The 25,613-nt window shown below is 60.8% G+C and carries 26 protein-coding genes and 2 pseudogenes; 5 read left to right on the plus strand and 23 right to left on the minus strand.

The features are described 5' to 3' along the window. Positions 1–2: 2 nt before the first annotated feature. Together FJ974_RS28875 and FJ974_RS28880 are read right to left on the minus strand one after the other, a co-directional pair. Positions 3–728 carry a GntR family transcriptional regulator gene (locus FJ974_RS28875; RefSeq protein WP_140532353.1) on the minus strand — a complete coding sequence of 242 codons (726 nt, stop codon included), beginning with the start codon at positions 726–728 and terminating at the stop codon, positions 3–5. 375 nt (positions 729–1,103) lie between these two features. Continuing rightward, on the minus strand, positions 1,104–2,210 hold the full coding sequence (locus FJ974_RS28880; protein WP_140532355.1) for a Fic family protein: 1,107 nt from the start codon (positions 2,208–2,210) through the stop codon (positions 1,104–1,106). Positions 2,211–2,460: 250 nt separating this feature from the next. Between FJ974_RS28880 and FJ974_RS28885 the strand changes: the two are divergent. Beyond that, positions 2,461–2,966, plus strand: a pseudogene (locus tag FJ974_RS28885) (efflux RND transporter permease subunit); the annotation flags it as partial. 108 nt (positions 2,967–3,074) lie between these two features. On the opposite strand, the gene FJ974_RS28890 reads toward FJ974_RS28885, so the two are convergent. From FJ974_RS28890 to FJ974_RS30485, 17 genes are all read right to left on the minus strand, one after another. After that, positions 3,075–3,383: a DUF2934 domain-containing protein gene (locus FJ974_RS28890; RefSeq protein WP_140532357.1), complete on the minus strand. Its 309-nt coding sequence runs from the start codon at positions 3,381–3,383 to the stop codon at positions 3,075–3,077. Between the two features lie 162 nt (positions 3,384–3,545). Then, the gene (locus tag FJ974_RS28895) at positions 3,546–3,989 is read right to left on the minus strand and encodes a hypothetical protein (RefSeq protein WP_140532359.1); all 444 of its coding nucleotides are present in this window, start codon (positions 3,987–3,989) and stop codon (positions 3,546–3,548) included. Between the two features lie 335 nt (positions 3,990–4,324). Then, entirely contained in the window at positions 4,325–5,743 is a 1,419-nt protein-coding gene (locus FJ974_RS28900) for an NAD(P)/FAD-dependent oxidoreductase (RefSeq protein WP_140532361.1), read from the minus strand. Further along, positions 5,740–6,606 carry a PfkB family carbohydrate kinase gene (locus FJ974_RS28905; RefSeq protein ID WP_140532363.1) on the minus strand — a complete coding sequence of 289 codons (867 nt, stop codon included), beginning with the start codon at positions 6,604–6,606 and terminating at the stop codon, positions 5,740–5,742. The genes FJ974_RS28900 and FJ974_RS28905 overlap by 4 nt, the downstream gene beginning before the upstream one ends. Then, entirely contained in the window at positions 6,603–7,457 is an 855-nt protein-coding gene (locus FJ974_RS28910; RefSeq protein WP_140532365.1) for a sugar phosphate isomerase/epimerase family protein, read from the minus strand. Before FJ974_RS28910 ends, FJ974_RS28905 begins: the two co-directional genes overlap by 4 nt. 22 nt (positions 7,458–7,479) lie before the next feature. Further along, on the minus strand, positions 7,480–8,340 hold the full coding sequence (locus FJ974_RS28915; protein WP_140532367.1) for a carbohydrate ABC transporter permease: 861 nt from the start codon (positions 8,338–8,340) through the stop codon (positions 7,480–7,482). Further along, a complete protein-coding gene (locus FJ974_RS28920) occupies positions 8,337–9,245 on the minus strand; it encodes a carbohydrate ABC transporter permease (RefSeq protein ID WP_226891708.1) in 909 nt (302 codons plus the stop codon). Before FJ974_RS28920 ends, FJ974_RS28915 begins: the two co-directional genes overlap by 4 nt. A 62-nt stretch (positions 9,246–9,307) precedes the next feature. Further along, on the minus strand, positions 9,308–10,630 hold the full coding sequence (locus FJ974_RS28925; RefSeq protein WP_140532371.1) for an ABC transporter substrate-binding protein: 1,323 nt from the start codon (positions 10,628–10,630) through the stop codon (positions 9,308–9,310). Between the two features lie 28 nt (positions 10,631–10,658). Continuing rightward, entirely contained in the window at positions 10,659–11,672 is a 1,014-nt protein-coding gene (locus FJ974_RS28930) for an SIS domain-containing protein (RefSeq protein ID WP_140532373.1), read from the minus strand. A gap of 190 nt (positions 11,673–11,862) precedes the next feature. Further along, positions 11,863–12,885, minus strand: coding sequence for a LacI family DNA-binding transcriptional regulator (locus FJ974_RS28935; RefSeq protein ID WP_140532375.1), 1,023 nt, complete (start codon positions 12,883–12,885; stop codon positions 11,863–11,865). Between the two features lie 501 nt (positions 12,886–13,386). Further along, positions 13,387–13,629: an RNA-binding protein gene (locus FJ974_RS28940; protein ID WP_226891672.1), complete on the minus strand. Its 243-nt coding sequence runs from the start codon at positions 13,627–13,629 to the stop codon at positions 13,387–13,389. Then, positions 13,630–13,962, minus strand: a complete 333-nt coding sequence (locus FJ974_RS28945) for a GYD domain-containing protein (protein WP_140532377.1) — start codon at positions 13,960–13,962, stop codon at positions 13,630–13,632. Between the two features lie 299 nt (positions 13,963–14,261). Continuing rightward, positions 14,262–15,014 carry an NYN domain-containing protein gene (locus tag FJ974_RS28950; protein WP_140532410.1) on the minus strand — a complete coding sequence of 251 codons (753 nt, stop codon included), beginning with the start codon at positions 15,012–15,014 and terminating at the stop codon, positions 14,262–14,264. Between the two features lie 196 nt (positions 15,015–15,210). Then, positions 15,211–15,345, minus strand: coding sequence for a hypothetical protein (locus FJ974_RS30255; protein ID WP_264296831.1), 135 nt, complete (start codon positions 15,343–15,345; stop codon positions 15,211–15,213). Positions 15,346–15,467: 122 nt separating this feature from the next. Next, complete coding sequence (locus FJ974_RS28955; protein WP_140532379.1) at positions 15,468–15,719, minus strand: DUF982 domain-containing protein; 252 nt, start codon at positions 15,717–15,719, stop codon at positions 15,468–15,470. Between the two features lie 43 nt (positions 15,720–15,762). Continuing rightward, on the minus strand, positions 15,763–16,419 hold the full coding sequence (locus FJ974_RS30345; RefSeq protein WP_319023063.1) for a hypothetical protein: 657 nt from the start codon (positions 16,417–16,419) through the stop codon (positions 15,763–15,765). A gap of 180 nt (positions 16,420–16,599) precedes the next feature. Then, positions 16,600–17,112, minus strand: coding sequence for a hypothetical protein (locus FJ974_RS30485; RefSeq protein WP_413468369.1), 513 nt, complete (start codon positions 17,110–17,112; stop codon positions 16,600–16,602). A gap of 542 nt (positions 17,113–17,654) precedes the next feature. Between FJ974_RS30485 and FJ974_RS30260 the strand changes: the two genes are divergently transcribed. Next, a complete protein-coding gene (locus FJ974_RS30260; protein ID WP_264296832.1) occupies positions 17,655–17,780 on the plus strand; it encodes a hypothetical protein in 126 nt (41 codons plus the stop codon). A gap of 768 nt (positions 17,781–18,548) precedes the next feature. After that, positions 18,549–18,657: pseudogene (locus tag FJ974_RS30490) on the plus strand (ectoine/hydroxyectoine ABC transporter ATP-binding protein EhuA); the annotation flags it as partial. 238 nt (positions 18,658–18,895) lie between these two features. On the opposite strand, the gene FJ974_RS28975 reads toward FJ974_RS30490, so the two are convergent. Continuing rightward, positions 18,896–19,537 (minus strand): hypothetical protein, encoded by a 642-nt coding sequence (locus FJ974_RS28975; RefSeq protein ID WP_140532412.1) that lies wholly within the window; start codon positions 19,535–19,537, stop codon positions 18,896–18,898. Positions 19,538–20,155: 618 nt separating this feature from the next. Beyond that, the gene (locus FJ974_RS28985) at positions 20,156–20,665 is read right to left on the minus strand and encodes an EF-hand domain-containing protein (protein ID WP_140532384.1); all 510 of its coding nucleotides are present in this window, start codon (positions 20,663–20,665) and stop codon (positions 20,156–20,158) included. Between the two features lie 360 nt (positions 20,666–21,025). Between FJ974_RS28985 and FJ974_RS28990 the strand changes: the two genes are divergently transcribed. Then, positions 21,026–22,795 (plus strand): adenylate/guanylate cyclase domain-containing protein, encoded by a 1,770-nt coding sequence (locus FJ974_RS28990; RefSeq protein ID WP_140532386.1) that lies wholly within the window; start codon positions 21,026–21,028, stop codon positions 22,793–22,795. 929 nt (positions 22,796–23,724) lie between these two features. Here FJ974_RS28990 and FJ974_RS28995 read toward each other — a convergent pair. Continuing rightward, entirely contained in the window at positions 23,725–24,360 is a 636-nt protein-coding gene (locus tag FJ974_RS28995) for a hypothetical protein (protein WP_140539329.1), read from the minus strand. A gap of 164 nt (positions 24,361–24,524) precedes the next feature. On the opposite strand from FJ974_RS28995, the gene FJ974_RS29000 reads away from it, so the two are divergent. Further along, positions 24,525–24,740, plus strand: a complete 216-nt coding sequence (locus FJ974_RS29000; protein ID WP_181177349.1) for a helix-turn-helix domain-containing protein — start codon at positions 24,525–24,527, stop codon at positions 24,738–24,740. A 398-nt stretch (positions 24,741–25,138) separates the two neighbouring features. Here FJ974_RS29000 and FJ974_RS29005 read toward each other — a convergent pair whose 3' ends face one another. After that, the gene (locus FJ974_RS29005; protein WP_140539253.1) at positions 25,139–25,396 is read right to left on the minus strand and encodes a hypothetical protein; all 258 of its coding nucleotides are present in this window, start codon (positions 25,394–25,396) and stop codon (positions 25,139–25,141) included. Between the last annotated feature and the right edge of the window lie 217 nt (positions 25,397–25,613).

The following is a 25,613-nucleotide window of genomic DNA, read 5'->3' on the forward strand; positions in this document are numbered from 1 at the left end:
GCTCAAAACTCCAGATGCAGGGCGAAGTGCTGGGGATTGAGCAGGCTGACGACATATTCGATCGGCCGACCGTCGGCGGCCCGCGTTAGCCGCCGGCCGCGAAGGAACGGCGTGCCCGGTGGACAATTGAGGACCGCGGCGTCCTCGCCGCTCAACATTTCGATATCGACCCACTCCTCGCCGTGATCGGGCACCAGACCAGCGCTGCGCAGTGTCTGGTGAAGAGAGCCCTCGCGCAGACCCTTGAGCGGAACTTCCTCCAACTCCGGGGACAAAGGCATGCGGCTGCGTTCTATAGAGATTGCATGACCGTCGGCGGCATTGCTGCGCACGCGATCGACAGCGATGAAAGCTGGGTTTTGTATGCCAAGCCTCGCCGCCAACTCAGCATCCTCGATGACCTCCAGTCGCAGCGTGCGCGTTTCGGCGTTCGCCCCGGCATTGGCCAGCGCCCTCGACCAGCCAATAGAATCGTCAACCCTCTTTCCGTCGAAGGTCACGAATGAGCCGATGCCGACGCGGGTGGTGATAAGGCCGCGATTGGAAAGCTCCTCCAATCCTTTGCGCACCGTGTTGCGGCTGACGGAGAAGCGCTGCACCAGCTCGTTCTCGCTCTGCAGACGCTCGCCAAAGCCCAGAACGCCGGAGCGGATTTCCTTTTCGAGAACGGTCGCGATCTGCTCCGGCTTGGCGACGCCAGGCGATAGGGGAAATGCAGATCGAGCCATATGCAAACCTGTTCAATATACCTGTATAACCCTGTCCACTAGCGCCAGTTGGCCTCCTCGTCAATTCGATTTTCTTAAATTGGCTGCCGCAACCCACCGTCGCGGCCAAGGAAGACGATCCCAAGCAGCCCGATTCAGGAAGGGTGATCGAACGCAGGCGTTCGCAAATGAGCACAGGTCGGCAAGAAAGTCCTTCTTGGCGCCGTCACTGCTCGCAGGCAAGTCCTGGTTGTAATCGAGTGTTTTGCCTTCCGGCACCTGCCCGGCAAATCAATCCCTGGAGATGCTGCTCATTGATATCCCGCGGCTGTATCCCCTTCAGCGGCATCTTGACCTCACCCTTTCTTCCTTACACCAACCCGGCATGCGCAGCCGTCAGTCCAGCTTCACCAGCGAATAACTGGTGCTGCGCCCGCCGCCCTCATCCTTGATCAACATACCCCGGCCCAGCAAATCACTGATGTCGCGCAGCGCCGTATCGGGGGAGCATTTCTCGATGATCGCCCACTTGGACGATGTGAGCTTGCCTTCAAACTCATCGAGCAACCGGTTCAGCATGTCGCGCTGGCGCTCGTTGAGAGGGTCCGCCGCATGCTTCTCCCAGAACCGCGCCTTCGTGAGCACGCCGCCCAGAATGGTTTCGGCTCGCTCAAACGCGCCCGAAAGACAGGCAACAAACCACATGAGCCACTCGGTGATGTCGAGATCGCCTTTCTGCGTCGATTCCAGGATATTGTAATACGATTTGCGCTCCTGCCTGATCTGCGCCGACATGCTGTAAAAGCGCTGCGGATTATCCTCCGAGCGCGCAAGCTGCATGTCGGCGATCGCCCGCGCGATGCGTCCGTTGCCGTCCTCGAACGGGTGAACGGTCACGAACCACAGATGCGCGATGCCTGCCTTCAGCACGGGATCGAAGCCCTGCTCCTCATTGAACCAGGCAAGGAGTGCGCTCATATCGTCCGCAACGCGCGCGGCCTTCGGCGCCTCGTAATGAACGCGCTCGCGCCCAACCGGCCCCGAAATAACCTGCATCGGCCCTGAACTGTCATCCCGCCATGCGCCAACTCTGATCTTTTGCATGCCACTGCGCCCCGTCGGAAACAGGGCCGCATGCCATCCGAACAACCGCTCGTCGGTGAGCGCCTGATCGTATTTCTGCGTCGCATCGAGCATCATCTCGACGATGCCTTCGACATCGCGATGCGCCGGGACCAGCCCCCCTATATCCATGCCCAGACGCCGGGCAATGGATGAGCGCACCTGGTCGCGATCGAGGATTTCGCCCTCGATCTCGCTGGATTTGAGTACGTCCTCAGTCAAGGTCTGGAGCGTGGCTTCGCTGCGCAGGCCAAAGCCGAGCCCTTCCATCCGCCCGATCAGCCGCCCCTGGCGGTGGCGCACGGATGCAAACGGCTCCGCCAGAACCTTGTGATCCCAGCGAAACTCCGGCCAGTCGTCCCGTTCATGGATATAACTCATAATCTCCGCACCTCATGCGGATGTTCTGCTCGACATTCACCGCAAAAGCAAGATTAATCTCCGCATCTAATGCGGTGATTAACGCCCGCAATCTCCGCTTGCCGTCCCGACGCCGTCCCGACTGAAGTCCGCCGGACATACAAAATAGCTAATTTAGGGTCGAGCCGATCACATAAGATCGAGCACTTGGCCTCAGCCTTCCGTCTTCCTGGATGCAGCGGGGCAATCGGCTCGCATCCGTCGGCGGAAGGCGGCGCAATATGAAAGCTGGGTGCTGCCGTTCGCCATTGTGCTGGTGGTGCCGCTCGGCGTGCTCGCGGCGTTGCTCGGCGTGTCTTTCCGAGGGCTGGACAACAACATCTCGTGCAGATCGGCCTCATCGTGCTGATCGGGCTTGCCGCCAAGAACGCGATCCTGATCGTCGAATTCGCGCGGCAAGCGCAGGAACGCGGGCTGTCGGCCGCCGAGGCTGCCGTCGAAGCCTGCCGGCTCAGGCTGCGGCCGATCCTGATGACCGCCTTCTCGTTCATCCTCGGCGTCGTGCCGCTGATGATCGCAACGGGCCCGGGCGCAGAAATGCGCCAGTCGCTCGGCACCGCGGTGTTCTCCGGCATGCTTGGCGTCACCTTCGTCGGCCTGTTCCTGACGCCGGTGTTCTACGTCACGCTCAGGTCGCTGGTTTCACGGCGCATGCCCCGTGCCGAGGCCGAGCCTTCGGGGCCGGCAGAGGTGCCATCCGAGACGGCCGCAGAGTAGGATTGCGAATTCGCCGCGTCGGGCGCGGCCTATCACTGCAGAAAGTCGGCGCGCCCGTTTGACGTCCTGCAGCGCCTGATCGATATTCAGATCCATGATAGACGTAGTTCAAATGCCTGTCCGCCGATTGCGGTTTTGCGGCTTCGAATCATCCTTAGCCGGCTCTCGCGACTGATCGCCGGCCATCCTGGCTTTTCGCGCCAGCGCCTCGGCGACCTGAGGGTGCGGTTGGCCCGATGGGATGGTAGCTGCGCCGGGCATCGCTGCACCGGGTTGTTCGCCAAGCCCATAGTCTTCGCGATCGATTTCCGTGCTTGCCTGATTCCAGTGTTCTTCATGGTGGCCATGCAGCTCGCCGCTGCGCTGCCAGATTTCATAAGCGCGCCGACGAATGCGTTCGTATTTGTCTTGCGCCATTGTTTGCTCCTCCGTGTCCGTTCCAAACCGCGCCAAGCTTGATTGATCCACTCTCAGTGCCCCGAAGGACTGGATACCTTGTTGTGACTGCCGACTGCGGCTGGGCCAACCACCGCCTCTCGCCTCTGCCCACCGTTTTTGTCATAGACAGGGGCAGATGGGCTAAGCTTTGGCGGCGTCCTCGATCAGCCTGACCACTAAGTTGCGGAATCTCTCGTCAGACTTATCCCCTATATTTCCAACCTCCTCCGCCACCATCCCGGGTGCGGAAACGGACACCTCTCCACTCACCTGAGTGCTGACCGTGAATGTCCGTTCTGCTTCCTGTTCCAATCCTCGGTCCTTATAGATTTGGAACCGCAGGGAGGGCGTCAGCGCTTCGAATTCGCCGCGCGGCATAGTGACGATGTTGATGGTCACCTCACTCGCCACCTCAGCCTTGGCCGCTTCCAACGATGCAACTACGACGTCGTTCAGCCAGGCAGTGGCCTGCGTACCAAAGTCCGGCACCGGCGCATCCTCATCCGCCTCGTCGTCGGGGGCATGGTCCTCCTGCCGACGGTGAGCTTGCTTACCGCGTTCAAGGGCTTCTTTGAACTTAGACATCCCAGTCGCCTCCGGTTGCAAATAACGCTGGCCCTCAGATCGGGCACGGCCCTCGCACTAAACAAAACGCGCGCGATCGGCGTACGTTGCGTAGCTTGAAGCCGCACGTCAGACGCCTTTCGATCTTTTCTTCACGAGATGTGGGATTCACACACCCGGCCATCTTGAGAAGGCCGAGGCGCTCCGCTGATGGTGGGTTTCGCCGCTCATCTTTAACTCAAGGTGATGCGACAGTCCGGTGCTTGGAGCAATCACATTGGGTACGGCCGCCCAGCGACGCTTGCACGCACGCTTGTGGGCCCGGACGGCTCCGGGCAGGAGTCTTGGCACAATGACTATCTGTTGCGAGAACCCGGCTTCAGGCCAGCCAGCAGATTGGTGATCCTGTCCGCCTTCCGGTCGCGGATCTCGGCCTCGTTCTTGCGGCGCACAGCACTGCGGACAAGTTGGGCACCGAAATAGCGAAACGGCTCCGGCGGCAGCGAGGTTCGACGCCCGATGCCGACCAGGCCGCTGGCGCTCCAGCGGTCCTTCCGCTCCAGGACGAGACTGGCCAGGATGCGCCCGCCGATCGGTGTCTGCGCGATGCCAGTCCCCTTGAAACCCATGCCGTAGAAGATGTTGGGGTGATCGCGCAGGTGATCGAAGACGGGAACGTGCTCGGGCACGCAGTCGATCGGACCGGCCCAGTCATAGTCAACCCGCACACCGCGCAATTGCGGATAGACCCGGGTGAGTTCACGCAGATTATCGCGGCCGTGCTGGGGGCTGCGGTTGAAGCCGGCGCCGAAATTGCCGGCCAAGGCCACCTCGCCGCTGCCGCGGCCAAAGACCACCCGCCCTTGAGGGGTGCGCTGGTAGTAAAGCACCTGGGCCTGGGAATCGCAGATCGAGGCGCCGTCGCGCCAGCCGATGCTGTCGAGCAGTTCGGGCACGGCCGCGGTGGCGATCACCTGGCTGGCGACGACATAGAGATGGCGGCGCAGTTCCGGCAGCGCCGACAGCCAGGCATTGGCGGCCACCACCACCTTGTCGGCCTGCACCGTGCCCTGCGCCGTGCGCGCTGTGCACATCTTGCCCGCTTCGATGTCGAGGACAGGGCTGCGTTCATGAATGATGACACCGCGCGCCAAGGCCAGTTTGCGCAATCCTACGGCCAGCTTGGCCGGATGGAGCGTGCCGGCATTGGTCTCGACGACGCCGGCATAGGATGCCGACGACCCGGTGCGGCGTTTGATATCGTCGGCCGTCAGCGGTTTGAAGCGGTGCTCGCCCGCCGCCGCCGTCATGGCAACCGCGCGATCCCATGCGCCCTCCTGGGCTTTTGAACTCGCCGTCCACAGCCATCCGTCGAGCCGCAGATCCATGTCGATCGTGCCGGCCCGGTGCAACGCCTTCAGCTCGGCGATCGCCGTCACCGTGTCGGCGCATAGTTGCCGCGCCTCTTCGAGACCGACGACGGCGCTGATCTGGTCGAGCTCGGCGAACCAGGAATGGACCTGGCCGCCATTTCGGCCCGACGCTCCTGAACCGCACAGATCGGCTTCGAGCACGATGACGCGCGTATCCGGCGCGAGCTCGCGGATGCGCAGCGCCGTCCACAAGCCGGTATAGCCGCCGCCGACGATCAGCACATCGGCGCGTTCGCTGCCCTGCAACGGCTCCGTCGCGGCGCCGGCGCCGATGTCCTGCAGCCAGAACGACCGGTCGGGCGCAGGCGCTACCGCCGGCTGTCGCAGTCGAAGCGACGTCATTGGTCAGGCTCCCTGGGGGCGGTGATGAAGCTGGCATATTTGGCTCGAAGCCAGTCCGGCAAGGGATGCGGCTTCTGGGGAAAGCCGCCGAGATGCGTGCAGGTTTGCGCCGCCGCGAGCGAAGCCTTGCGCAAGGCGTCCTCTGCGCCAAGGCCATCGAAATGGAAGCCGGTGAGGAACATGGCGATGAAGCTGTCGCCGGCGCCGCATGTGTCCACCACATCGACCGGCGTCGCCGGCGCGTGCACGACGCTGGTGCCGTCGTCGAAGTAGGCGCCGCGTTTGCCGCAGGTCAGAACCACCTGTCTCGCACCGGCCGCCCTCAGCGCGGCCAACAACGGCTCGACCGGAGCATCGGCCGCGTCGGGCCCGGAGGCAAACAGCATCGGAACCCCTTCGAGTGGCAGCGCCAGATGCGCCGTCGAGACATCGACACTGAACGGCACATGATCGGCGACTAGCCGGCGGACAAGCTCCCTGTTGGCATTGGTGCCAAGATGCACCCAGTCGGCTGAGGCGATCAGCGCGTAGTGCTGCTGCGAAGGCATGTAATTTTCGCCGACGCCAAAGGATTCGTGTAGGAATTTCCGATCGCCGGCCTCGTCGCGAAGCAAGGTCACGGCGGTGTCGCCGGGCAGGCATTCGACATCGTCCGGCGTCAGGCCGACGCCGGCCAGCCCGGCAAGCACCACCTCGCCTTCGGGGTCATTGCCGACCGCACCGAAATAGCGTGCAGTCACGCCGCTGCGCCGCCACTGCGCGGCGACATTCAAGGCGTTGCCGCCAACGGTGAGCAGGCCGTGGCTGAGATAGGCGTCGAGGCAATTGTCGCCAACCGCGACAAGATTCCGTGTCCGCCTCATGCCGGCACCGCCGCGCGGTTCAGGTAAGGCTCGATGGCGTCGAGGCAGCCTGTCCAGGCCTTGACCGGATCCAGCGCGTAGGAGCCGTTGCCGAAGGGCTCGAAAGTGATCTTTCCCGCGTATCCCAGGTCGGCCAGTTCACTGACGTAGCGGCCGAGCGGCAGGGACCCGTCCCCCCATACAAGATGCCCGCCAGGTGAGCCGTCGACGAGCTGGACATGCGCCAGGCGGGAACCGAACAACTCCATATAACCCGCCACCGTGTCGCCGGCCGTGGCCATGGCGACGGAATCCAGCACCACGTCGATATTGTCGGAGCCCAGCTCGTCCAGCATCCGCCGCAGGCCTGCCGCGTCGTTGACAACGTTGGTTTCGAACCGCTGCAGCGGTTCGAGCAGGCAGCGCACGCCATTGCCGCGGGCATGGGCGGCGATCTGGCCGAGCGCCTCGACCGCGCGTCCCCAGGCCGACTGCTGCGTCTCGCTCTCGAACCCGCGGCCCGGCGTCAGGAACAGATAGCGCGCGCCGAGCATCGCACAGATGTCGGCGGCGCGGCGGAACCGATCGATGCTGGCGCGGCGCAGCTCCGCATCACCCGAGGCGATGTTGATCGGGTAGAGCACCTGCTCAGGGGTGAAGCACCAGGTGGACAGGCCGTTGTCGGCCAGCACGCGGCCGACCGTATCGACACGCGCGTCGGTCGCGTGGAAGAGGTCGAGATGCTGGGCAACCCCCCACAATTCGATCTCGCGCATCCCGAAGTCGCGGATGATCCTGGCGACCTGGTCGAAGGGAAAGTGCTGAAAGCTGAAGTTGGCTCCGATCAGCTGGTGAAATGCAAGCTGCGGCATAAAGTGTCCTTTCAGGGGAAAGCTACTTGCCGATGCCTTCGGACAGGCCACGGATGAAGTAGCGCTGCGCGGCAAAGAACACGACGACGATGGGCAGCGCCGAGATGGTCATGGCCGCGAACACCACGGCATAGTTCGTCCCGTGCGTTGCCATGATCGAAGTCAGGCCGACCGGCAGCGTCTGCACATCGCTGCCGCTCGTGAACACCATGGCAAACAGGTACTCGTTCCAGGCGAACAGGACGTGCAGGATGACGCACGAGATGATGATTGGCCGGCACAGCGGCAAAGTGATGCGCCAGAAGATCTGGCCTTCGCTGGCGCCGTCTATCGTGGCTGCCTCGTCGAGATCGCCGGGCAGGTCCAGCATATAGGCGCGGATGAGGAAGGTGGTGAACGGCACCCGGAACGCCGTATACAGAATGATCAGCGCCCAATAGGTGTTATAGAGGCCGAGCGCCTGCAACATCTTCACCAGCGGGATGATCGCCACGGTAGGGCTGAGCATCAGCCCGCCCAGCACGATGGCGACGACAAGCGATTTTGCCCGCATCCTGGTCCGGGTCAGGCCGAAGGCCGTCCAGGCGCTGATGAGCACGGTGCAAATAGCCGAGGCGATGGTCACCAGGACGGAGACGGTCACATAGCCGCGAACGCCTTGGTTCCAGGCCTGCACATAGTTGTTCCAGGACCAGTGCAACGGCAGGGCGAAGGGATCGCCGAAGATTTGCGCGTTGTCCTTGAAGCCGCTGAGAGCCATCCAGATCAGTGGATAGATGACGACGACGCCGAGGCAGACGAGGAACGAATGAAGGAACGTCCTGGCGATGACGGGCCACACATTGACGTGCCGGCGCCGCCCGGCTGCAAGGGTCGCGCTCATAGCTGCACCCGGCGACGCTTCGTGTACCAGAGCTGTGCCGCGCCGGTGAGCATGGTCAGCACGAAGATGACTGCGGCAATCGCTGCGCCATAGCCGAAATTGTCCTCGATGAACGCTTTCTGATAGAGCCATGTGCCAAGCACCTGGCTGCTGTTGTTGGGGCCGCCGGCGGTCATGACCATGACCTCGTTGAACACCTGGAACGCCCCGGTGATGGTGACGATGATCATCAGCCCGGTCATTTCGCGGGTCAGCGGGAAGGTGATGCTCCACAGGCGGCGCAGCGGGCCTGCCCCGTCCATCGTGGCGGCATCGTAAAGGTCGCGTGGGATTTTCTGGATCGCGATGGCAAACAATAACGTCGAATAGCCGAAGCCTTGCCATTGGCTCATGGCGATGATGGCGTAGATGGCCGTGTGCTCGTTGCCGAGCCAGGGCAGGACCAACTGGCCAAGACCAAGGCGGCCGAGCGCGGCATCCAGCAAGCCGATCTGCGGCTGGTAGATGAAATAGAACAGCAAGCCGGTGACCGTGATCGAGATGGCGGAGGGCACGAAGTAGACGGCGCGCCATAGACGACGCCAGCGCTCGGTCTTCAGATCCTCGATGATGGCGGCGAGCAGAAACGCGCCGAAGACCTGGAAGACGACGGAGATGACGGCGTAGAGGCAGTTGTTCCACAGTGCGACCAGCACGATCGGATCATGCAGGAGCCGGTCGTAGTTGGCGAGGCCGACATTGGTGACCTCGCCGGTATAGATGTCCTGGTCGGTGGTGCTGACGATGAAATTGTCGACGATCGGATAGTAGACGAACCAGCCGATGAGGATCAGCGCCATCGCCGCCCATCGGAACGACAACAGATTGCCGAAGCGGACCCGCAGGCTTCTTCGCCTCCGCGGCATGGCGGCGCCGAGAAGCCCGGCGCCGCTTTCCATTGTCTGCGATGCCCTGACCATGGTCTGCCTTATTTGGCGGCTGAGGCCGCCTTGCGCACCTCGTCCATGACCTGCTCAGGTGTCATCGAGCCACCCGCCAGCGCTTGCAGGCTGGACAGCCATACAGCCGCAACGCGCGGCGGATTGGCGGTGTCCAGCCAGGGCATGAGGTAGGAAGCCGCGTTGATGTCCTTGAGGCCCTCGACCACCGAAGCGCTCATGTTCGATTCCGAGGCGCCGCCGATGGTAGCGCTCGGCTGGCCGTAAGGTGGCGCCGACAGGATCTGCGCGTTTTCCTTCGAGGTCACGAACTTCATGAAATCGATCGCTAGCGGGATTTTCTTGGAGGCCGCATTGATCATGTAGCCTTCGGGAGCGCCCTCGATCGATTTCGGGTCGCCCTTGGCGCCATCGGGCACGGGCAGCCTGAAAAAGCCGAAATCAGCCGGCTTCAGCGCCGAGTCCGGCGTCGCGGCCTGATCGAACTCGATGATTTCCTGATAGTACATGGCCGACTGCGCATTGGTGAAAGCCTGCAGGGCCGAGGCATACGACGTGCCATTGACCTCGGCGCCATCGGTGCAGCGCTGGACGAGCTGGCTGAACTCTCTAAGCGAGGCGACATAGCCTGGATCGGTGTATTCGGCGCTGGCCGGATCGAAGTCGCGCTCCAAAGTCGCCTGCGGCACGTTGTAGGCGAGCAGCTGGCCGACATAATGGACCGCCGGCCACGCTTCCTTGTTGCCCAGCGAGATCGGCGTCGTGCCCGATTTGCGGATGGCGTCGCAGCTGGCCAGCAGCTCTTCGAAATTGGCAGGCGCCTTCAGGCCGAGCTTGGCGAACATCTGCTTGTTGTAGCCCATGAACTTGGCATCCTGGTAAAGCGGGATGCCATAGGGCTTGCCGTTGTACTCGAACGCCTTGACGGCGGCCGGAGAGAGCGTCTTGCCCCAGTCGGTGTCCGGACCGATGACCTTGCTCAGGTCGACGGCGCGGTTGCCGCGCACGAAATTGCCGCCCCAGCTGCCCGTCCAGGAGAAGTAGATATCAGGAAGCGAGTTGGAGGCGACCAGCGTCTTGGTCTTGCCTTTCACGCTGTCATCGCTCTCCTGGATGAGCTCGACCTTCACGCCCGGATGGAGCTTCTCATAGGCCTGCGCCATGTTGACGAAATAAGGCGACAGCTGCTGCAGCCCGAACTTGGTCAGGATCGACAGCGTGCCGCTATATTCGACCTTGGCGTTGGGGTCGGCCGCCACCGCCGGCGAAGCGGCGGAACCGCCACTCATCGACAGGCCCAGTGATGATGCCGCGGCCACTGTGACCGCCACGACTTGCAGCGAACGTTTCATAAGCAGCTCCTTGCCAGGTGAGAGTGGATCAGTATTCAACGCGTTTGTAGTAGCGGCGTGTCGTCAGCGGGTGGTTGCGCAGCACTTCAAGATGCGCGCTCAACCGCTCGAGCAAGGTGGCGAGCAGGACCGGAGAGATCATGGTGCGCACCTGCTTTGAGATGCCCGGCAATTTGACCGACGCGGCATCGAGTACGCGCACGCGATCCGTATAGCGCCTGGCGAAATTCTCGACCCGGTCGGCCAGGGGCCGAAGGGCATCCTCACCCTTGAACACAAAGACGCTGACCCCCGGCTCGACCAGTTCCAGCGTGCCATGGAAGAAGTCCGCGGCATGCACCGGGCGGGTCCGGATCCACTGCATCTCTTCCAGGATGCACATGCCGTAATAGTTGGCTTGCGGCCAGACCGACCCGGCGCCGGTGAAGATGTGATAGGTCTCGTCCTTGATGGTCCTGGCCAGCTCGGCGGCCTCGTCCTCGAAGTCGGCCTTGGCATCGGCGAGCAGGCCCGGCAAAAGCTTCAGCTCGGCGACGGCCGCGTCGAAGCCATCATATTGTCCGCGCTCGGCCAGCAGCGCCAGGACGATCAGCAACGTCTGCAGGTAGAAGGATTCCGAGGAGGTGTCGTCCTCGGCGAAATTCGTGAAATTGTGGTCGGCTTCCTGCGCGATCGGCGTGTCGGAATGACCGGTCAGCGAGATCGTGCGCACGCCTCGCTTTTTCAGGAACGTCATGAGCTCCACACTTTCCTTGGTCGTGCCCGACAGTGACGGAATGACGACCGCGGCCTTGCTGTCGAGACCGGCCGGTGGATCGAGAACGACCTGCGCCGGATATTCGGCGCTCACCGGAAATGTCGAATGGCGCTTGGCCAGTTCGATCGCCGGCAGCGTCAGAAGCTGGACGCCACCGGTTCCCATGAAGAATAGCCGCTCGACGCCATCCGAAAGCAGTGTGCGCATCAGCGAGCGCGCCTCCCCGGCAATGGAAACGGCACCGCCCTGGATCTTGATGAAGCGGTCCCTATCGAAATTCAGCATGTCGTTCTTCCTTGTATGCGGATCCGGCAGGGCCTCTGCCCTGGGCGCTAGCGTCAATGCGCCGTCTAATTAGCTTTGACCGTCTCCCTGGGATATGAGATCGATCTCACATCGGATAATGGACACGCATGTTTGCGCTTTGCAAGCCCCCTCATTCTAAATTTGTAACTCTGGCGTCTTGAGGCGCCGGTCAGCGCCTGCGGGGTCGAGCCACCGAGCCGCGCACGATCAGCCGCGTCGGGAAGTGGATGTCGCGTGGCGCCACCTTCTTGCCCGCCAATCGTTCGAGCAGCAGCTTGGCGGCAAGCGGCCCGATCTCGGAAATGGGCTGGGCGATGACCGTGATCTGCGGATCGGTGAAGGTGGCGAGATTGAAATCGTCGAAGCCGACCAGCGAGACATCATGGGGGACGGAAAGCCCCATCGAGCGCAGGCCCAGAAGCGCGCCCTGGGTCATCAGGCTATCGACCGTAAACAACGCTGTCGGACGATTGCGCCGGCTGAACAGCCTGATGGTGGCCTCGATGGCATGCTCGACAGTCGAACGCGACACACTGATCAGCGATTCATCGAGCGCAACGCCATGCGTGTGCAGCGAATTTAAATAGCCTGCGAGACGCTCCTGCGCGGTGAAGATGCGTGATTCGTCCCGCAGCAGACCGATGCGCTCGTGGCCGTTGGCGACCAGATAGTCGACCGCCTCGCGCGCCCCCCCTTCATTGTCGACGACCACGCTGTCGCATTGCATGTCCTTGACGACGCGGTCGATCAGCACGATCGGCCAACCGTCACGCGCCAACTGCCGGATATGCTGGCTGTCGGTTGCCGACGTCGGGGCCAGGATGAAGCCGCGAACGCTGAGCGCGCGCAGGCTTTCCAGCAATTCCTTTTCCTGCTCGACATTCTCCTCGCTGCTGGCGATCAGCAGGTTGTGGCGATGCTTGCGCAACTCCACCTCAATGTCGTGGGCTATTCGAGCGAAGAAGGGATTTTGGATATCGCCCGGCACGAAGCCGACGATCGGCAACTGTCCGCTGCGCAGCGCCTGGGCGACGAGGTTTCCGCGATAACCCAATTTTTCAGCGGCTTCCAACACGCGAAGCGCCGTCTCGTCGCCGACATAGCCATAACTGTTGAGCGCCCGCGCAGCGGTGGCGCGCGACACCTTGGCGGCTGCCGCAACGTCTTTCAGGGTGATGCCTTTTTGCGTCATTGGTCTCCCGCGACCGGGTCGTTGCGCGTCAGATTGCCTTCCGGCTCGGCACTGCAGTCGCCGTTGTGCCGCATATTGGCGCATTCTCAAAGTGCCAAGAGCGGTCGCGGATGCCTTCTTCACCGAGCCTGGACGAGCACAGTTCAACCTAGCAAGCCTGAACCATCACCTGGATCGTAGCACTGATCGACACTCCCGGACCTGCCCATACGCTATGGGTGTACTAGCGAGGTCGCTCCTGGGGGCCAGCGATTTTTAGATAAGGTGAAAATTGCGTACAGTTCTGCAAGCCGGATATTTCATCCTTCCAGCCCAGCATCACGCGCCTGAGCTGGCTGTGTGAGACATCGACATTACAAAACAATTACCTTCAATATCCGAACGTCTGCTGTCTCAGTGCACAAGCTTCCCACTGTACCCGCCGCCGTTTCCATCGGTTCCGGAATGTCCTAACCTTGAGCAAGAGCCGCCCCAATCCACTGCCACTTGCCTTCATCAAGATCAGCCTGCTCGACCAGCGCCGATCTCCTCCAGATTTTCCAACGCCTCTGATGCTGCGCCCGTGGCGGCGTCATGTTGGCGGCGCGCTTCTTTCCGCCCTTCGACCCCAAGCTCTTTGGCGGCGGCGCTCTTGCCGTCGTCCGGCGTGTCGTCGCGTTCCTCGCCTGTGGCTATGCGCATGACGCGGACGGCGTTGCCGATCACATCGGCGGGGCGCTTCTGGCCTTTAGGTCCGGTTCGCATCTAGGCTTGTTCTCCAGGCGGTCGATATTTAATCGACGATGCCTTTTGCAGCGCCGCAAGCGTGTCCTCCACGGTCAGAAGGACAGTCGTCTGAATGGAACTCAGCGCTCCGCCTGAGCCGATCGCGAGCGCCGTGGCCGCCATCGAGACGTTGTGCGGAGCCTCCCACAAGTTGTAGCCATCGTGCTCACCAAAGGCGTACCAGAAGCCGTGCAACTTTCCGCCAACCGCTTCTATGTACTGCTTCGCCGCTTCTCGGCGGTCCTCCGGGTTCTTGATGAGCTTAGCCCATGTGGCCGGCGTGTAGCTGAACCGGGTTAGGTATAATGGCATGGTCTTATCCTCCGTGCTTTCCGGCAAGCATATAGGAGTTCGGCCTATCGTGCGACAGTCGCTTGACCCCGATTGACGGAGTGGCAAATTTCAAACTGAGACACTACCTCGAAGGCCGACCGCTGGCTGGTCGTCAGGTCGGCGAGCGCGACGAGATTTTGGTGAGGTATGAGCCAAACCAAGCCTCGGGCGGTCAACCCTCCGAAGTTGACACGGAGACGTTCATGGCCCGCGGGCCTGGCTCACCCGAAGGCAAAGGCTTGATCGATCTGCTGGCGTCGGTATCCCTCGCCGCTCCGTCACGTCTTCCGCCCTCCCTTGCGCGCCGCTTGCGGTTTGATCCTGATGCGCAACGTTCCGCCCTCTGGACGGTCAAGCTCAAATGCGTTGGTCCTGCGGACGAGATCGCTCAGCTTGCGAAAGCCGAATGTGCGGGGATCGAAGTCGGAAGCGAGATTGGCAAGCTGCGTGCCGACCGCACCGAGCGGAACCCAGCCATCCTCGCTTTCCATCTGCGCGATGATCTTCCGAATGATCGGCACGGCCGCTGAAGGCGGCTGCAATGGCTTCATGCTCGATACGGCCTCAGGTTCATTTTCAGGCGCGGACGACAGCAGGTTCTCGGTATAGACAAATCGCCGGCATGCCTGGCGGAAGCTCTCGGGCGTCTTCTGCTCGCCGAAGCCGAATACGTCGATTCCCTGTTCGCGTATCCGGGCCGCGAGCCGGGTGAAATCGCTGTCGGAGGAGACTAGGCAGAAACCGTCGAACCGACCGCTATGGAGCAGATCCATCGCGTCGATGACGAGGGTGATGTCGGACGCATTCTTGCCCGTCGTGTAGGCGAACTGTTGCTGGGGTATGATTGCGTGCTTCGAAAGAACGTCGGCCCAAGCTTTCGAGCGCGAGCTGGAAAAATCGCCATAGATACGACGCACGCTGGCCTCGCCGATTTTGGCAATCTCCTCGAACAGACCATCGGCAATCTTGGCCGAGGCATTGTCGGCATCAATCAGAACGGCAAGGCGTGGCGACCGCGGTTCGGACGATATCATAGAGCTTTCCTTAGCGCTGTTCGTGCCACCTGAAGTTCTTGCTCTCAATGTCAATGATGTCGCCGCAGTTCGAGCATTCCATCTGAGTGTGAATACGAATCCAGCCGACGAGCGTCTTCGCCTGATGATGGCAACGGGGACATTCCACGTCGATTTCGAAGGTGTCTGTCTCCCGCCTTGTCATCGCGATGCCTTAGCGTTCATCAGCAGTGGCCTGCTGATCTTCCTTCTTTTCTACAGACGAGGGTTTCTGCCTTTCCCGGCAAGCTTGGCTCCTTTCTTTGCCGCCTTGCCTCGGCTCATACCGATAGTTCGGCGTCATCGCCATTGGAACTCTCCCTATTCAGGTATGGTAGTTTCGTCAGTCAAAAATGCTCGCTGAGGTCGGAATGCTGGATCGCAATCCGGCCAGCGCGCGCGGTTCAAACCGGGCAGTCGCTGGCGCCAAGCTCAGTAAATCTCAACCGTGCGGTCGTAGCTGATCCCCGCACCCTTAAGCGCGGCAAGGAATGCTACGCTCGCGTCATCGGGAGCACCATCTTCGGCGCAACAATTCATGGCCTCCGTCCAGGCCAGGCTGTCATTTCCAGGCCAGTGGTCAAACAGGAAATCCGAGGCCTGCGCGACGGACTCGATGAGAGTGAAGCCGCTCGGCCCGGCGACATAGACAACCACAGGAACCCGGAATCTTTTGCCAGCCATCGTGCACCCTAAGCCCGACTGCGCGGAAAGACGAGCGCGGAATTCAGCCCGCTTTGATCGCTTCCGGATACGGCTTCCGGAAATCGGCGGCGGTCAAAGTAACAGGAGTCGCGGCGATTGCGGGCATACACTTTTCCGGCCACGGTCCTGGATGGAGGTCCGTAAGGCGTCGAATGCCGAAAGACAGGCCGTCTCGGCGCTTCCTTTCCGCCCAGGGCAACACCGATCTGGCCAGCGCCTCTGCTTCGATGAAGAAACGGATTTGAGGGACAGCATGCTTCGGGTCGCTTCCGCACGGTTGAGCCGGATCATGAAAGCGCCGTTCATGCCCGTGAAGACGTGATAGACGGTCCAAGAACGATCGGCCTCCACGCTGCGGCAATCGCCTACCCGCGCATCGCCGCGATTTTCCTCGTCCGGATGAGCCCATGCAGCGAGCGGCATCGGTGGCATGGTTGCCGGCATTCATGATGTCGGCCCTTTGTCTATGTCCGCCTGCGCGGGCAATGACGCCGCAATAGATGGTCGCGCCCTCGTCGTCGGCGATGGCAACGGCATCTGGCCACTGCGGCATGTTCAGCGTATTTGCCAGAATGCGGGCTATCTCGATCGCTGCTTCACGATCGACCGCTTCCACAGTCTCACGGCCAACGACGGCGTGCGCATCGTCGGCAACGCGCGTGCGATAGAATTCGATCACCACTTTCATCCGAGCCTGTCGCGAACAAGCATTGTGCCGTCAGTCTTTGCTCTTGCTTGGCGTGGATGCCGCCAGCCTATTGGATTGAAGAACGCTCTCTCATGCTTGGCCGGTATCTTTTCCTGCTTCGGCTTTCTCATCCCGCGCTTCGAGCGCTTCCGAACGTCCTTTCGATGAGCGCTACGTTGTCGCCGGGTAACACGTATCGACCAAATCCAGCCCCTCCTCCGTCACCACCCGGTCATGCGGTTCGCTTTCGCTGCGAACGCGGTATTGCGGCGAGTTTCGCTTCGACTGCAGGGTAAGGGTGACACGGTAGATCTCGTCAGTCTTCGGACCGACGCCAATACCGCCCTCCAGCCGGACCGCCTGTCTGATTTCGAAAAGACGTGCCGGGGCTCCGTGCTGGATCGGCGTGCGTTGCGTTGCATGAGGGTGGTCATCGTTGTCTCCGGTCCTTGTCCAGCGCCGCTTCGAGTGAGGCCGGTTCGATGGGCACCATTTGCTGTGTGGACCCGTTCGCGGACCCCGCTGGTAGGTGAATGAACATAGCCATTCGGTGCGGGAAGCCGCTTCGAGAGACTCCTCATCGAGATCGCCGCCATACGCTCCGGCCGGGTGCGGCGCATCGAAGCCAGGCAGCATAAACGCCGCATTGAAGCGAACGACGGTCGGCGTGGTGCGACTGGTCACCTGCGGCTTTCTGCGGAAGCGCGTCCGTGGTCAGCGCCAGCATCATTTCAGGGCTCGAACCAACCGAGATGCCGTGCGGAGCGACGGAATACATTCGCCATCGAAAATTCAGAGGTCGAAGGCGAGCCTTCGATATGACGGGGGCCATCTCGACCATCATCGAATTCATATATTTGCGCTTTCTTGGCTAAATAAAAGGCCTAAACAGGGAGTAAAAGATTGCAGAAATTCTGCTCATCGAGCATGATATTTTTCTGACCTCGTAATTATTTTGAGCCCGATAATTTTCCAGGCATCGATAATTATTTTGATTATCCTATCTATCGCGCGATAAGTCGTCTATAGGAGCTTATGCATACCCATTCTGCCACAAGAAGAAAGTCGGTCCCAAAGCTTAGTCGCCCGACATCTGGGCCAACCCGTGAAGCATGGCGTCCTGAGCACAACCGGGGCTATCTCCTGCGCGAGGCACCTCACACGTTCGGCAAGTTTGGCACAAGGCGGCGCTCGCCGTCACGGCGGGACGGGCTAGCGCGAGTGGGATGGAAAATGTGGCGGCGCGCATGGGGGCGGCGCTGTCTTCATATGGTCGACCTGCATTGATGATGTTTGTCGCGCTCTGGATCGTCGCTCTGCTGGCCTCGGTTTTTGTCATCATAAAAGCCTGAACCCGGTCGGCATTCGTCGAGAGGCGAAACGAGAAGGATGCGAGCACGGCAAACCGCTACGCGCCGCGGATGGAGAGCCGGACAGTTGGGCCGTTTTCAACATCTTCACCGGCCAACCTGTCGGGTTTGAGAAGAAGGTGATGATCGGGATCAAAACGCGCCCGGCGCAAAAGATTGTTGGCGAACCGAACGCTCCGGACGCCAAGACGGGTTGAGGCCGAGCGGGAGTTCCTGATCGCGGCAAGGCCGCTACTGCGGTTCAGACTAGCCGGTCATGTAGAAGCGAAACCCTGAGTGACTGCCGCCCTAGGCAGTCATTTCACTTAAAAGGATAATACCGTGAGAACCATGAAGACACCGAATGCCCCGCCCATCGCGATCGTCGCGGTCGCCAAGTCATCCAAGATTATGTCAGCGCGGCTGACGGTTAGAACCGACGAGGCAGCAAGGCGCAGGGTCGCCGACACCGACGGCACACTTAGGCGGGCACGTGAACTCGTGGAACGCAATCGCCTGATTTGAACGATCGTCGGCGCCCAGAGTTGCGCCCCGCTACACGACGATCCTCAAACTGCCTGTACTCGCGGCTGCCGCGCGGGTTCCACCGCATCCGTCACTACGGCCAGAACAAGGCTACCTCCCGCGAAGCGGGTTCGTGCATGCGCCTGATCTCGGCCGTGGAAGTCGATCTTGCCATTCCCAGAATCGGACATTCTCTCCCATAAGGATCAGCTTTTCAGGTTCCTGGATGTGAACTCGTGGGCGACTGTGCTCTTCGACGAACCTACCAGTGCACTTGACCCGGAATTGGTTGGCGAGGCTCTTGAAGTCATGAAGCAGCTAGCCGCTGGAATGACAATGGTGGTCGTGACACAACAGTGCGATCGAAATCGCGCCAAAAGCGATAATTGCAGCAGTGACAAAATTCCTTATTCTAGAGAGGCTTACCTAACTCGGTGAAGTAGTGCCGCAACACGTGGTAAGCTGGATTAGAAACCGGTGAGATGGCCTTCGAAGACGCACCTCCCGATCGCACATCCCCATGGTGTGAACGGCGGTACCCTGCATGGCTTTGGATCGGCAGATGCAGCCCAACATGCCTATCGCGCCTGCAATCAGCGCAGTAAGCCGTCGGTTTCAAAATCTTCCCATCCTCGCAATTTTGCGTGACATGTTTCGACCCGACCAATGCTGGCCGATCCTGAAGCATTTTGTCCGCCCTTTTTTTGAGCCCGCTTCATGGCCGCCCGTCCGGCGGCTCGGCGCCGGTTCTCAGCTGCAGTCAATGCATCTTCCTCCCGCCAGACGGTCACAAGGTCGCGGTCAAGCATATCCTCGATGTATCGTGGGTCGTACACGTGAAAGGTGATCTTTCTAGCTCGACCACGCAGTTTCACCGTTCGTGTTCCGGCGCTCTGGAGTCGACCGTCCCTAAGCCAGCGGTGGCGTTCGGACGACTTGATCGTCAGGATGTCCTCCACCTCGCGCGGGATTACAGCCAGATCTTCGATGCCTTCCATTGCTTTCGACACAATGGCAGACGCCGCCTGCACATCGGCTTCCGCGCCCTCCGGCAGGCGCAAGATCAGCACCCGCGACTCGATGTGCAGCAGCTTTTTCGATGGTGTTGGGAGCCGAGCCCGGACTTCGAGGAAAATGCCCCTCGCCCTGACCGACGACCCAAGCGTCGCGGCCGGCGACAGTGGCCATTCTCCTATCAGCTTTGCACTTTCATCGATTTTTCGGTGCCCAGGCATGACTGTTAGATAGAGGCTGAACGCTGGAAGCGCCATTCAACTGGTCATGATGATGGAACATCATCGAGATCCGTCCCTTGAGGACTCCAGCCGGGTAGAGATGCCGCATGCCCAGACTCAACAGCGAATGGAGGGTCGGGCCACATGGCCCTCTGCAGGAGTTGGACGAGGGGCTGCTCACTATCGAAGTGCCAAGCGCGTTCAGTCCGTCGGGACCCTGCTCGACTCCGGTCGAAGCCGTGATGTTGTCGCCGAATGGAATGGAAACACCTGCGAAAACGCCGAAAACTGTCCCTGTCGTCGAGATCCTTGAAGACCGTCGCATAGATCGTGCTGCGCTTGGAACCTGCTGCCGTAGGAGAGGCCGACAATCTGCCCGCTCGCCAAGCTAAAAATCCCCATCATTCATCGTCACTGTCACTGGGCTCGACGCCGAAGTTGCGGCGCGGGTAGCCTCTTTGGGAGCCGCCGGGAGCCACAATAGTTGCCGCCGTCGCCCGATGTGCAGTTGACGAGGACCGAACCATGAGCCGAAAACCGGATTTTCCGGGCTGGAGGCATTGTTGCGTTTTCCCAGCTTCTGGAGCGGGGAAATCCTGCATGGAACGGGTGATCGATTTATTCTGCTGCCCTGTCTCCGGCTCCATGGAAGAAGGATTGAATTTCCTCCATATCGATGCTGTTATCGCCGTTTTCATCGACGGCATTGAATATCCGCCCGATGAAATCTTGAACCTCGTTCCGCGAAAGCGCACCATCGCCGTCGGCGTCCAATATGGCGAATAACATTCGCATACCTGCGCCATGCATCATCCCGGCTCCCATGCTGCGCTCGCCCATCGCCCGCCGTCCTTCAGGCGCGCCCATTCTGTAATCCCGATGCCAGCGGTCGCCGTCACGCCGTTCAGCTCGGGCACCCCGATCCTCTTGCATTCTTTCCTGCATCATCTCACTCATCATCTGGCGCATCATTTCGCGCATAGACTCGGGGTTTTGTCCGTTTGGCGCGGGTGTCTGTTGGGCTCCCTCCTGTGCCGGTGCTGAGGGGGCAGGTGTCCCGTTGGTCTGGGCGAGCGCTGGCGAAGCCAACATCGCCAACACCGCGGCAACTGCTGTGGTTGTGCTCATCGTGTTTCTCCGTTGAATGCGTAGGCCGAAGCTATCGGGATCCAGCCAAACCCGCTGCTCACCTCATAGTTCCCGCCGAGTTCCTGGGCAGTAGCGCATCTTCCGCCTCAATGAACGTCCGTAAGGGGATCGCCGTTCACTGTCAGCGGCGGGCCTACCCAGATTGGATCGGCCCGGATGGTCGCGCCGGGGGTGGTCGCCGAAAGCGCGATGGAGCAGTCATCGCCCAGGTATGTACGTCGGCCGCGCTTGACGCGAAACAACAGCCAGTTTGGATTTCAACCAAGTCGCTCTGAGCGGAATCGAAAGTTTCCTCTTTCACCGCGTCTTCCTGCTATCGTGGGGTCAGGAGACGGGCCTATGAGCGAGAATCGCAAGCTAGCCGCGATCCTGGCCGCGGACGTAGTCGGGTACAGCCGACTTGCCAGTGCTGACGAAGATCGTACTTTGGCGAGGTTGCGCGCATTGCGCAGCGACCTCATCGATCCGACCATTGCCGTGCACAACGGGCGGGTGATCAAGCGCACAGGGGATGGGGCGTTAGTCGAGTTCCGCAGTGTGGTTGATGCCGTACGCTGCGCCATCGAGGTGCAGAGCGGCATGGTCGAGCGCAATGCCGGCGTGCCGCAGGACCGGCGCATCGAGTTCCGCATCGGCATCCATCTGGGAGACGTAGTCGAAGAAAGCGACGGCGACCTGATGGGCGACGGCGTCAACATAGCCTCACGTCTGGAGGGAGTCGCGGCACCCGGCGCCATCTGCCTGTCAGAGGATGCCTATCGCCAAGTCAAGGCAAGGCTCGACCTTTCGGTCAGCGATCTCGGCAACACGCAACTCAAGAACATCCCCGAGCCTATCCGGGTCTATTCGCTTCAGGTCGGCCCCGTCCGGGCAAACGCAACGGCGACCTCTGAATTTCCGGCCGCTCTGGCTACGACAGCGCCTCCAACGAAGCTCTCCATCGCGGTCCTGCCATTCGCCAACATGAGCGGCGATGGCGAGCAGGAGTATTTTGCCGACGGCATATCGGAAGACACCATCACGGCTCTCTCAAAGCTGTCGCAGCTGTTCGTAATCGCTCGCAATTCGTCCTTCACGTTCAAGGGCAGGAACGTGAACGTTCAGGAGGTGGGCCGGAGTCTCGGCGTGCGCTATGTGCTCGAGGGGAGCGTCCGCAAGTCCGGCAACAGGGTACGGATCACCGCGCAGCTCATAGACGCCACGACTGGCGGACATCTGTGGGCCGAGCGTTTCGATCGGGACCTGACTGACATCTTTGCCGTGCAGGACGACGTGACACAGCACATTGTCGGCGCGCTCGCGCTCAACCTGACGGAGGTCGATCAACAGCGGCTCGTAACCGAGCAAACCGACAACCTGGAAGCATATGACTGCTTTCTTCGTGGCAGAGAGCACCTCTGGCGGTTGACAAGAGAGCAAAACAGCCAAGCTCGGGAATTGTTGCAACGTGCCATCGAACTGGACCCGAAATTCGCTTCCGCTCACGCTTTCCTCGCCTTGGCGCACGGGCTGGACTACATAAACCGCTGGAGCACGCCCCCGTCGACGTCAATGGAGCACGTGGAAGAGCTTGCGACACGTGCGGTGGCGCTCGACGATCGGAATCCTTACGCGCATTGGGTGCTGGGCATAGTCAATCTGCATTTGCGACGGCACGACATGGCCATCCGCGAAGCTGAGCGTTCGATCGCCCTCGCACCAAATCTTGCTGAAGGGCACGAAAGCCTCGGCAATGCGCTGCACTATTCCGGGAGGTCCGAGGAGGCGCTTGCGTGTTTCGATCAGGCAATGGCTCTGAACCCGCACTATCCCGACATGTTCCTGCACTTCCAGGCGCAAGCGATGTTCCAGTTGGGCCGGTACGAGGATGCGGTCGCTTCTCTTAAGCGGCGACTTGTTCGTAACCCTGGCACCGACGTCTCACGTGTGCTTCTGGCAGCGAGCTATGGTCATTTGGACCGCCTTGCAGAGGCACGCGAGGAGTGGCAGCAAGTCTTCCGTGCCAATCCGGAATATTCCTTGGAACACCGTCGCAAAGTGCTGCCTTACAAGAACCCCTCCGATTTTGAGCGGGAGGTCGACGGGCTTCGCAAGGCTGCCCTAGTGTAATTGCCAGACCAGGCGAATGTCTGGTCTTGGCACCTGGGCAGCCACTCACGCGAATGAGGAGCAGTGGCCGTTGTTGACGCAACCGCGACCTCGAGAATGGTTGCCAACAATGTCTGCTTTCAGATAGTGGCTAAAAGTCACCCCAATGGCCAACATTGAGGCGCAAAGCAGACAGTCCGGGTCTGACAGTCGACGCGCTGAGGAATCACACCCCATCACATCGTAGAGCGCACAACAGCCTTGATGTGTTCTGGCAGGTCGAGCTCGCCGCGCGCCTCGATCTGCAAAGAGATATCGGGCCTTGGCCAAGCGATCGCCTTCCCCGACCGCACGATAGGCGCAGATGGCTAGTAGCGCCCCTCCTCCTCTCGGCCAGCCTTGATGTGATCGCAGCCGCGACTGCCTCTTTGGTGGACGGCCTTCCCAAACGCACCGTGCGCTGCCGTGTGCGCCTCAATCGGAGTTCGCAGGTCGATGGATGGTTGCCGATCACGGCTCATCGGTTCTGTGCCGCGAGCGTTTGCTGGAACGGTGGCAGCAGCGACTGCGCAACCGGAATCGCAGAGTAAGGCGCGGCGACCAATCCTGGACGTGGTGAACTCTCCTCTTCGCATTACAACAGGCCAGAGCCATGAACAAAGCTGATGCCTATAGTTCGGGCAAGCTGGGGTTGCGATACGTCCGACTGGACGCGAACGATGGCTCTCTGCCTGCCGACCTGCCGATCAGCGGGATGAGGGCTCGGTTGAGGTTGGCCTTTGTCCCCGCCGCAGTAGCAGGAGCCGCTTCGATTCCGAGCTGGCCTCTCGCTACTGCATCGATCACTCCTCGGAATGTGAGTCTGTCGCGGTGCGCCGCAAGGAAACAAACTCAGCAGATTTCCGTATTGGGGAGTTGCAAATCGCGAAACGGATGCGCCTTGCACTCGGCTATCTCGGCCGGCTAATCCTGGCAATATCCCTGATGGTCGCGCGGAGTAGAGGCCAGGGAAACTCGGCGTCGCTTTCCGACGGCTGAGCTACCCTAAGCACGGCATCTAGTTTGGCGGCCACACCGGCAAGGGTAGTGGCTGGCGTTTCTGACAATACCTCAAGCAATTCTTCTGCTCGATCGGCGGCTTCGCGTTCAGCGCGCAATGCGGAGGAATAGCCAATTTCTTCAGCGGCGGCATCCCAGCGAATCTGGTGGGCCGCCAAGTCGGCTTCGGCCTTAGCGCGGATTGTTGCGTCGATGGAATCGGCGCCAGGCAATTCACCGATTTCCTTCAGACAATGCAGTGTCAGGCTCTCACCATTGGACTGCAGGATCGTCGCGCGCGGAAAACCGACAGTTTCGGCAAGCTTCCGCTCCAGCCGCTGTTGGTCGCGGCACTGCCGCTCGGTCAATTTGAAGGCCTCCTGCCACTCGCGCCATACCGTTACAGCGGCATCAGCGGATTGGTCCTCATCCAGGATCTTGCGAGCAACCTCGGTTGGCTGCGACCCCACCATTGCATTTGCCGTTCGGGCAGCTACGGTCCTGCCCGTGACGAGGGGCAAAGTCGTGGTATTGTCGGAATCAGCCATGATCCGAGCTCCCAGAAGCTTAGGCGTGGTCAGGCTAGGCACGGTGCGTCAACACCGAGTCTAGCCGCACCCCCGGACCAAAGGCCCAAGGGTATCCACTGATACCTTTGGATCATAGCGCAATGATCTAAAGGGATCAATAGAAATTGATAACAGCGGCACAGATGCGAGCAGCCCGCGCGTTGATAGGTCTCTCACAAGCGGAGCTTGCCCGCCGCGCTGGCGTTTCTATTCCGACGGTAAAACGCTGTGAGAGTGACAGTGAGCGGGCCCCCGCCGTGTCCGCTGGAACCCAGGACAAAATCCGCGCTGTTCTTGAGGCTGATGGCGTGGAATTCACGAACGGCAATCATCCGGGCGTCAGATTGCGGCGACCGTGACTGACTGACCAATGTCTGGTTTGCTCGCTGGCTCGGTTGATTTGATTCAGCCTTGCCAAACTGCGGCGACAGAGCGATTTCACGCCGCGTGGTGTTGTGCTCTACCCGTTCATATCCTGCGTGCGCTGTTTGACCGGATATCAGTAGTAGGTCACGAGCAGGTCACCTCCGAGGTTGCGCAGCGCCTGTTCGGGCCAACTATCTTCGTATTTGGAGACCGCGGCAAGCCGGTCCTAAGCGCAAATCATTGCGCGCCGCGGCGGTGATTCCAACCTGCTTAGTGTTGTGCTCTACCCGTCCTACCAGGCGTGCACCGTCTGATCGGATGGTAGGGTTAAGCACCGCACCGCTTTCGACCTGCCGCTAGGGAAAGAGGAATGCTGCTAGTTGAGCGCGGCCTAATGGCCCGGCTCAGATATCGGTATAATGCCAGCGGCCAAGCTTTCCTCTTCGAGAATATCAATAACATCACCGACGCTGGCCCCCGCGTTGGGGTGAGCCCTCGCCAGTTCCTCTGCCTTGGATTTCACATCAAAGGAAGGTTGCGGCCGCTTCTTTGCTGCTGCTACCGCGCCTGCAATCTCGACTGCAAGGGTGAGTGCCGGCAGAGGATTTCTCCCGAATGCCTCAGCCTCTACCCCAAATATGGCAGACATTCGGCCAGCCTGACATACTCGGTCGTCACGGCTTGGGCGGGCTCTAATTTGAAGCTTGCTCGTCACCAGCGCCAAGCTCATGAATCGTTTCCGACCGTTTTCGCTGAAATCCAATCGCGCCAGTGGGCAGGATGAACATCGACCGGCACCTCGGTGACGGCATGCCTCCATCCAAATTCGGTCCGCTCACACGGAAATACGAGCGAGTGCGCGCCTT

Source organism: Mesorhizobium sp. B1-1-8, assembly GCF_006442795.2.
In the GTDB taxonomy this organism is placed as follows: domain Bacteria; phylum Pseudomonadota; class Alphaproteobacteria; order Rhizobiales; family Rhizobiaceae; genus Mesorhizobium.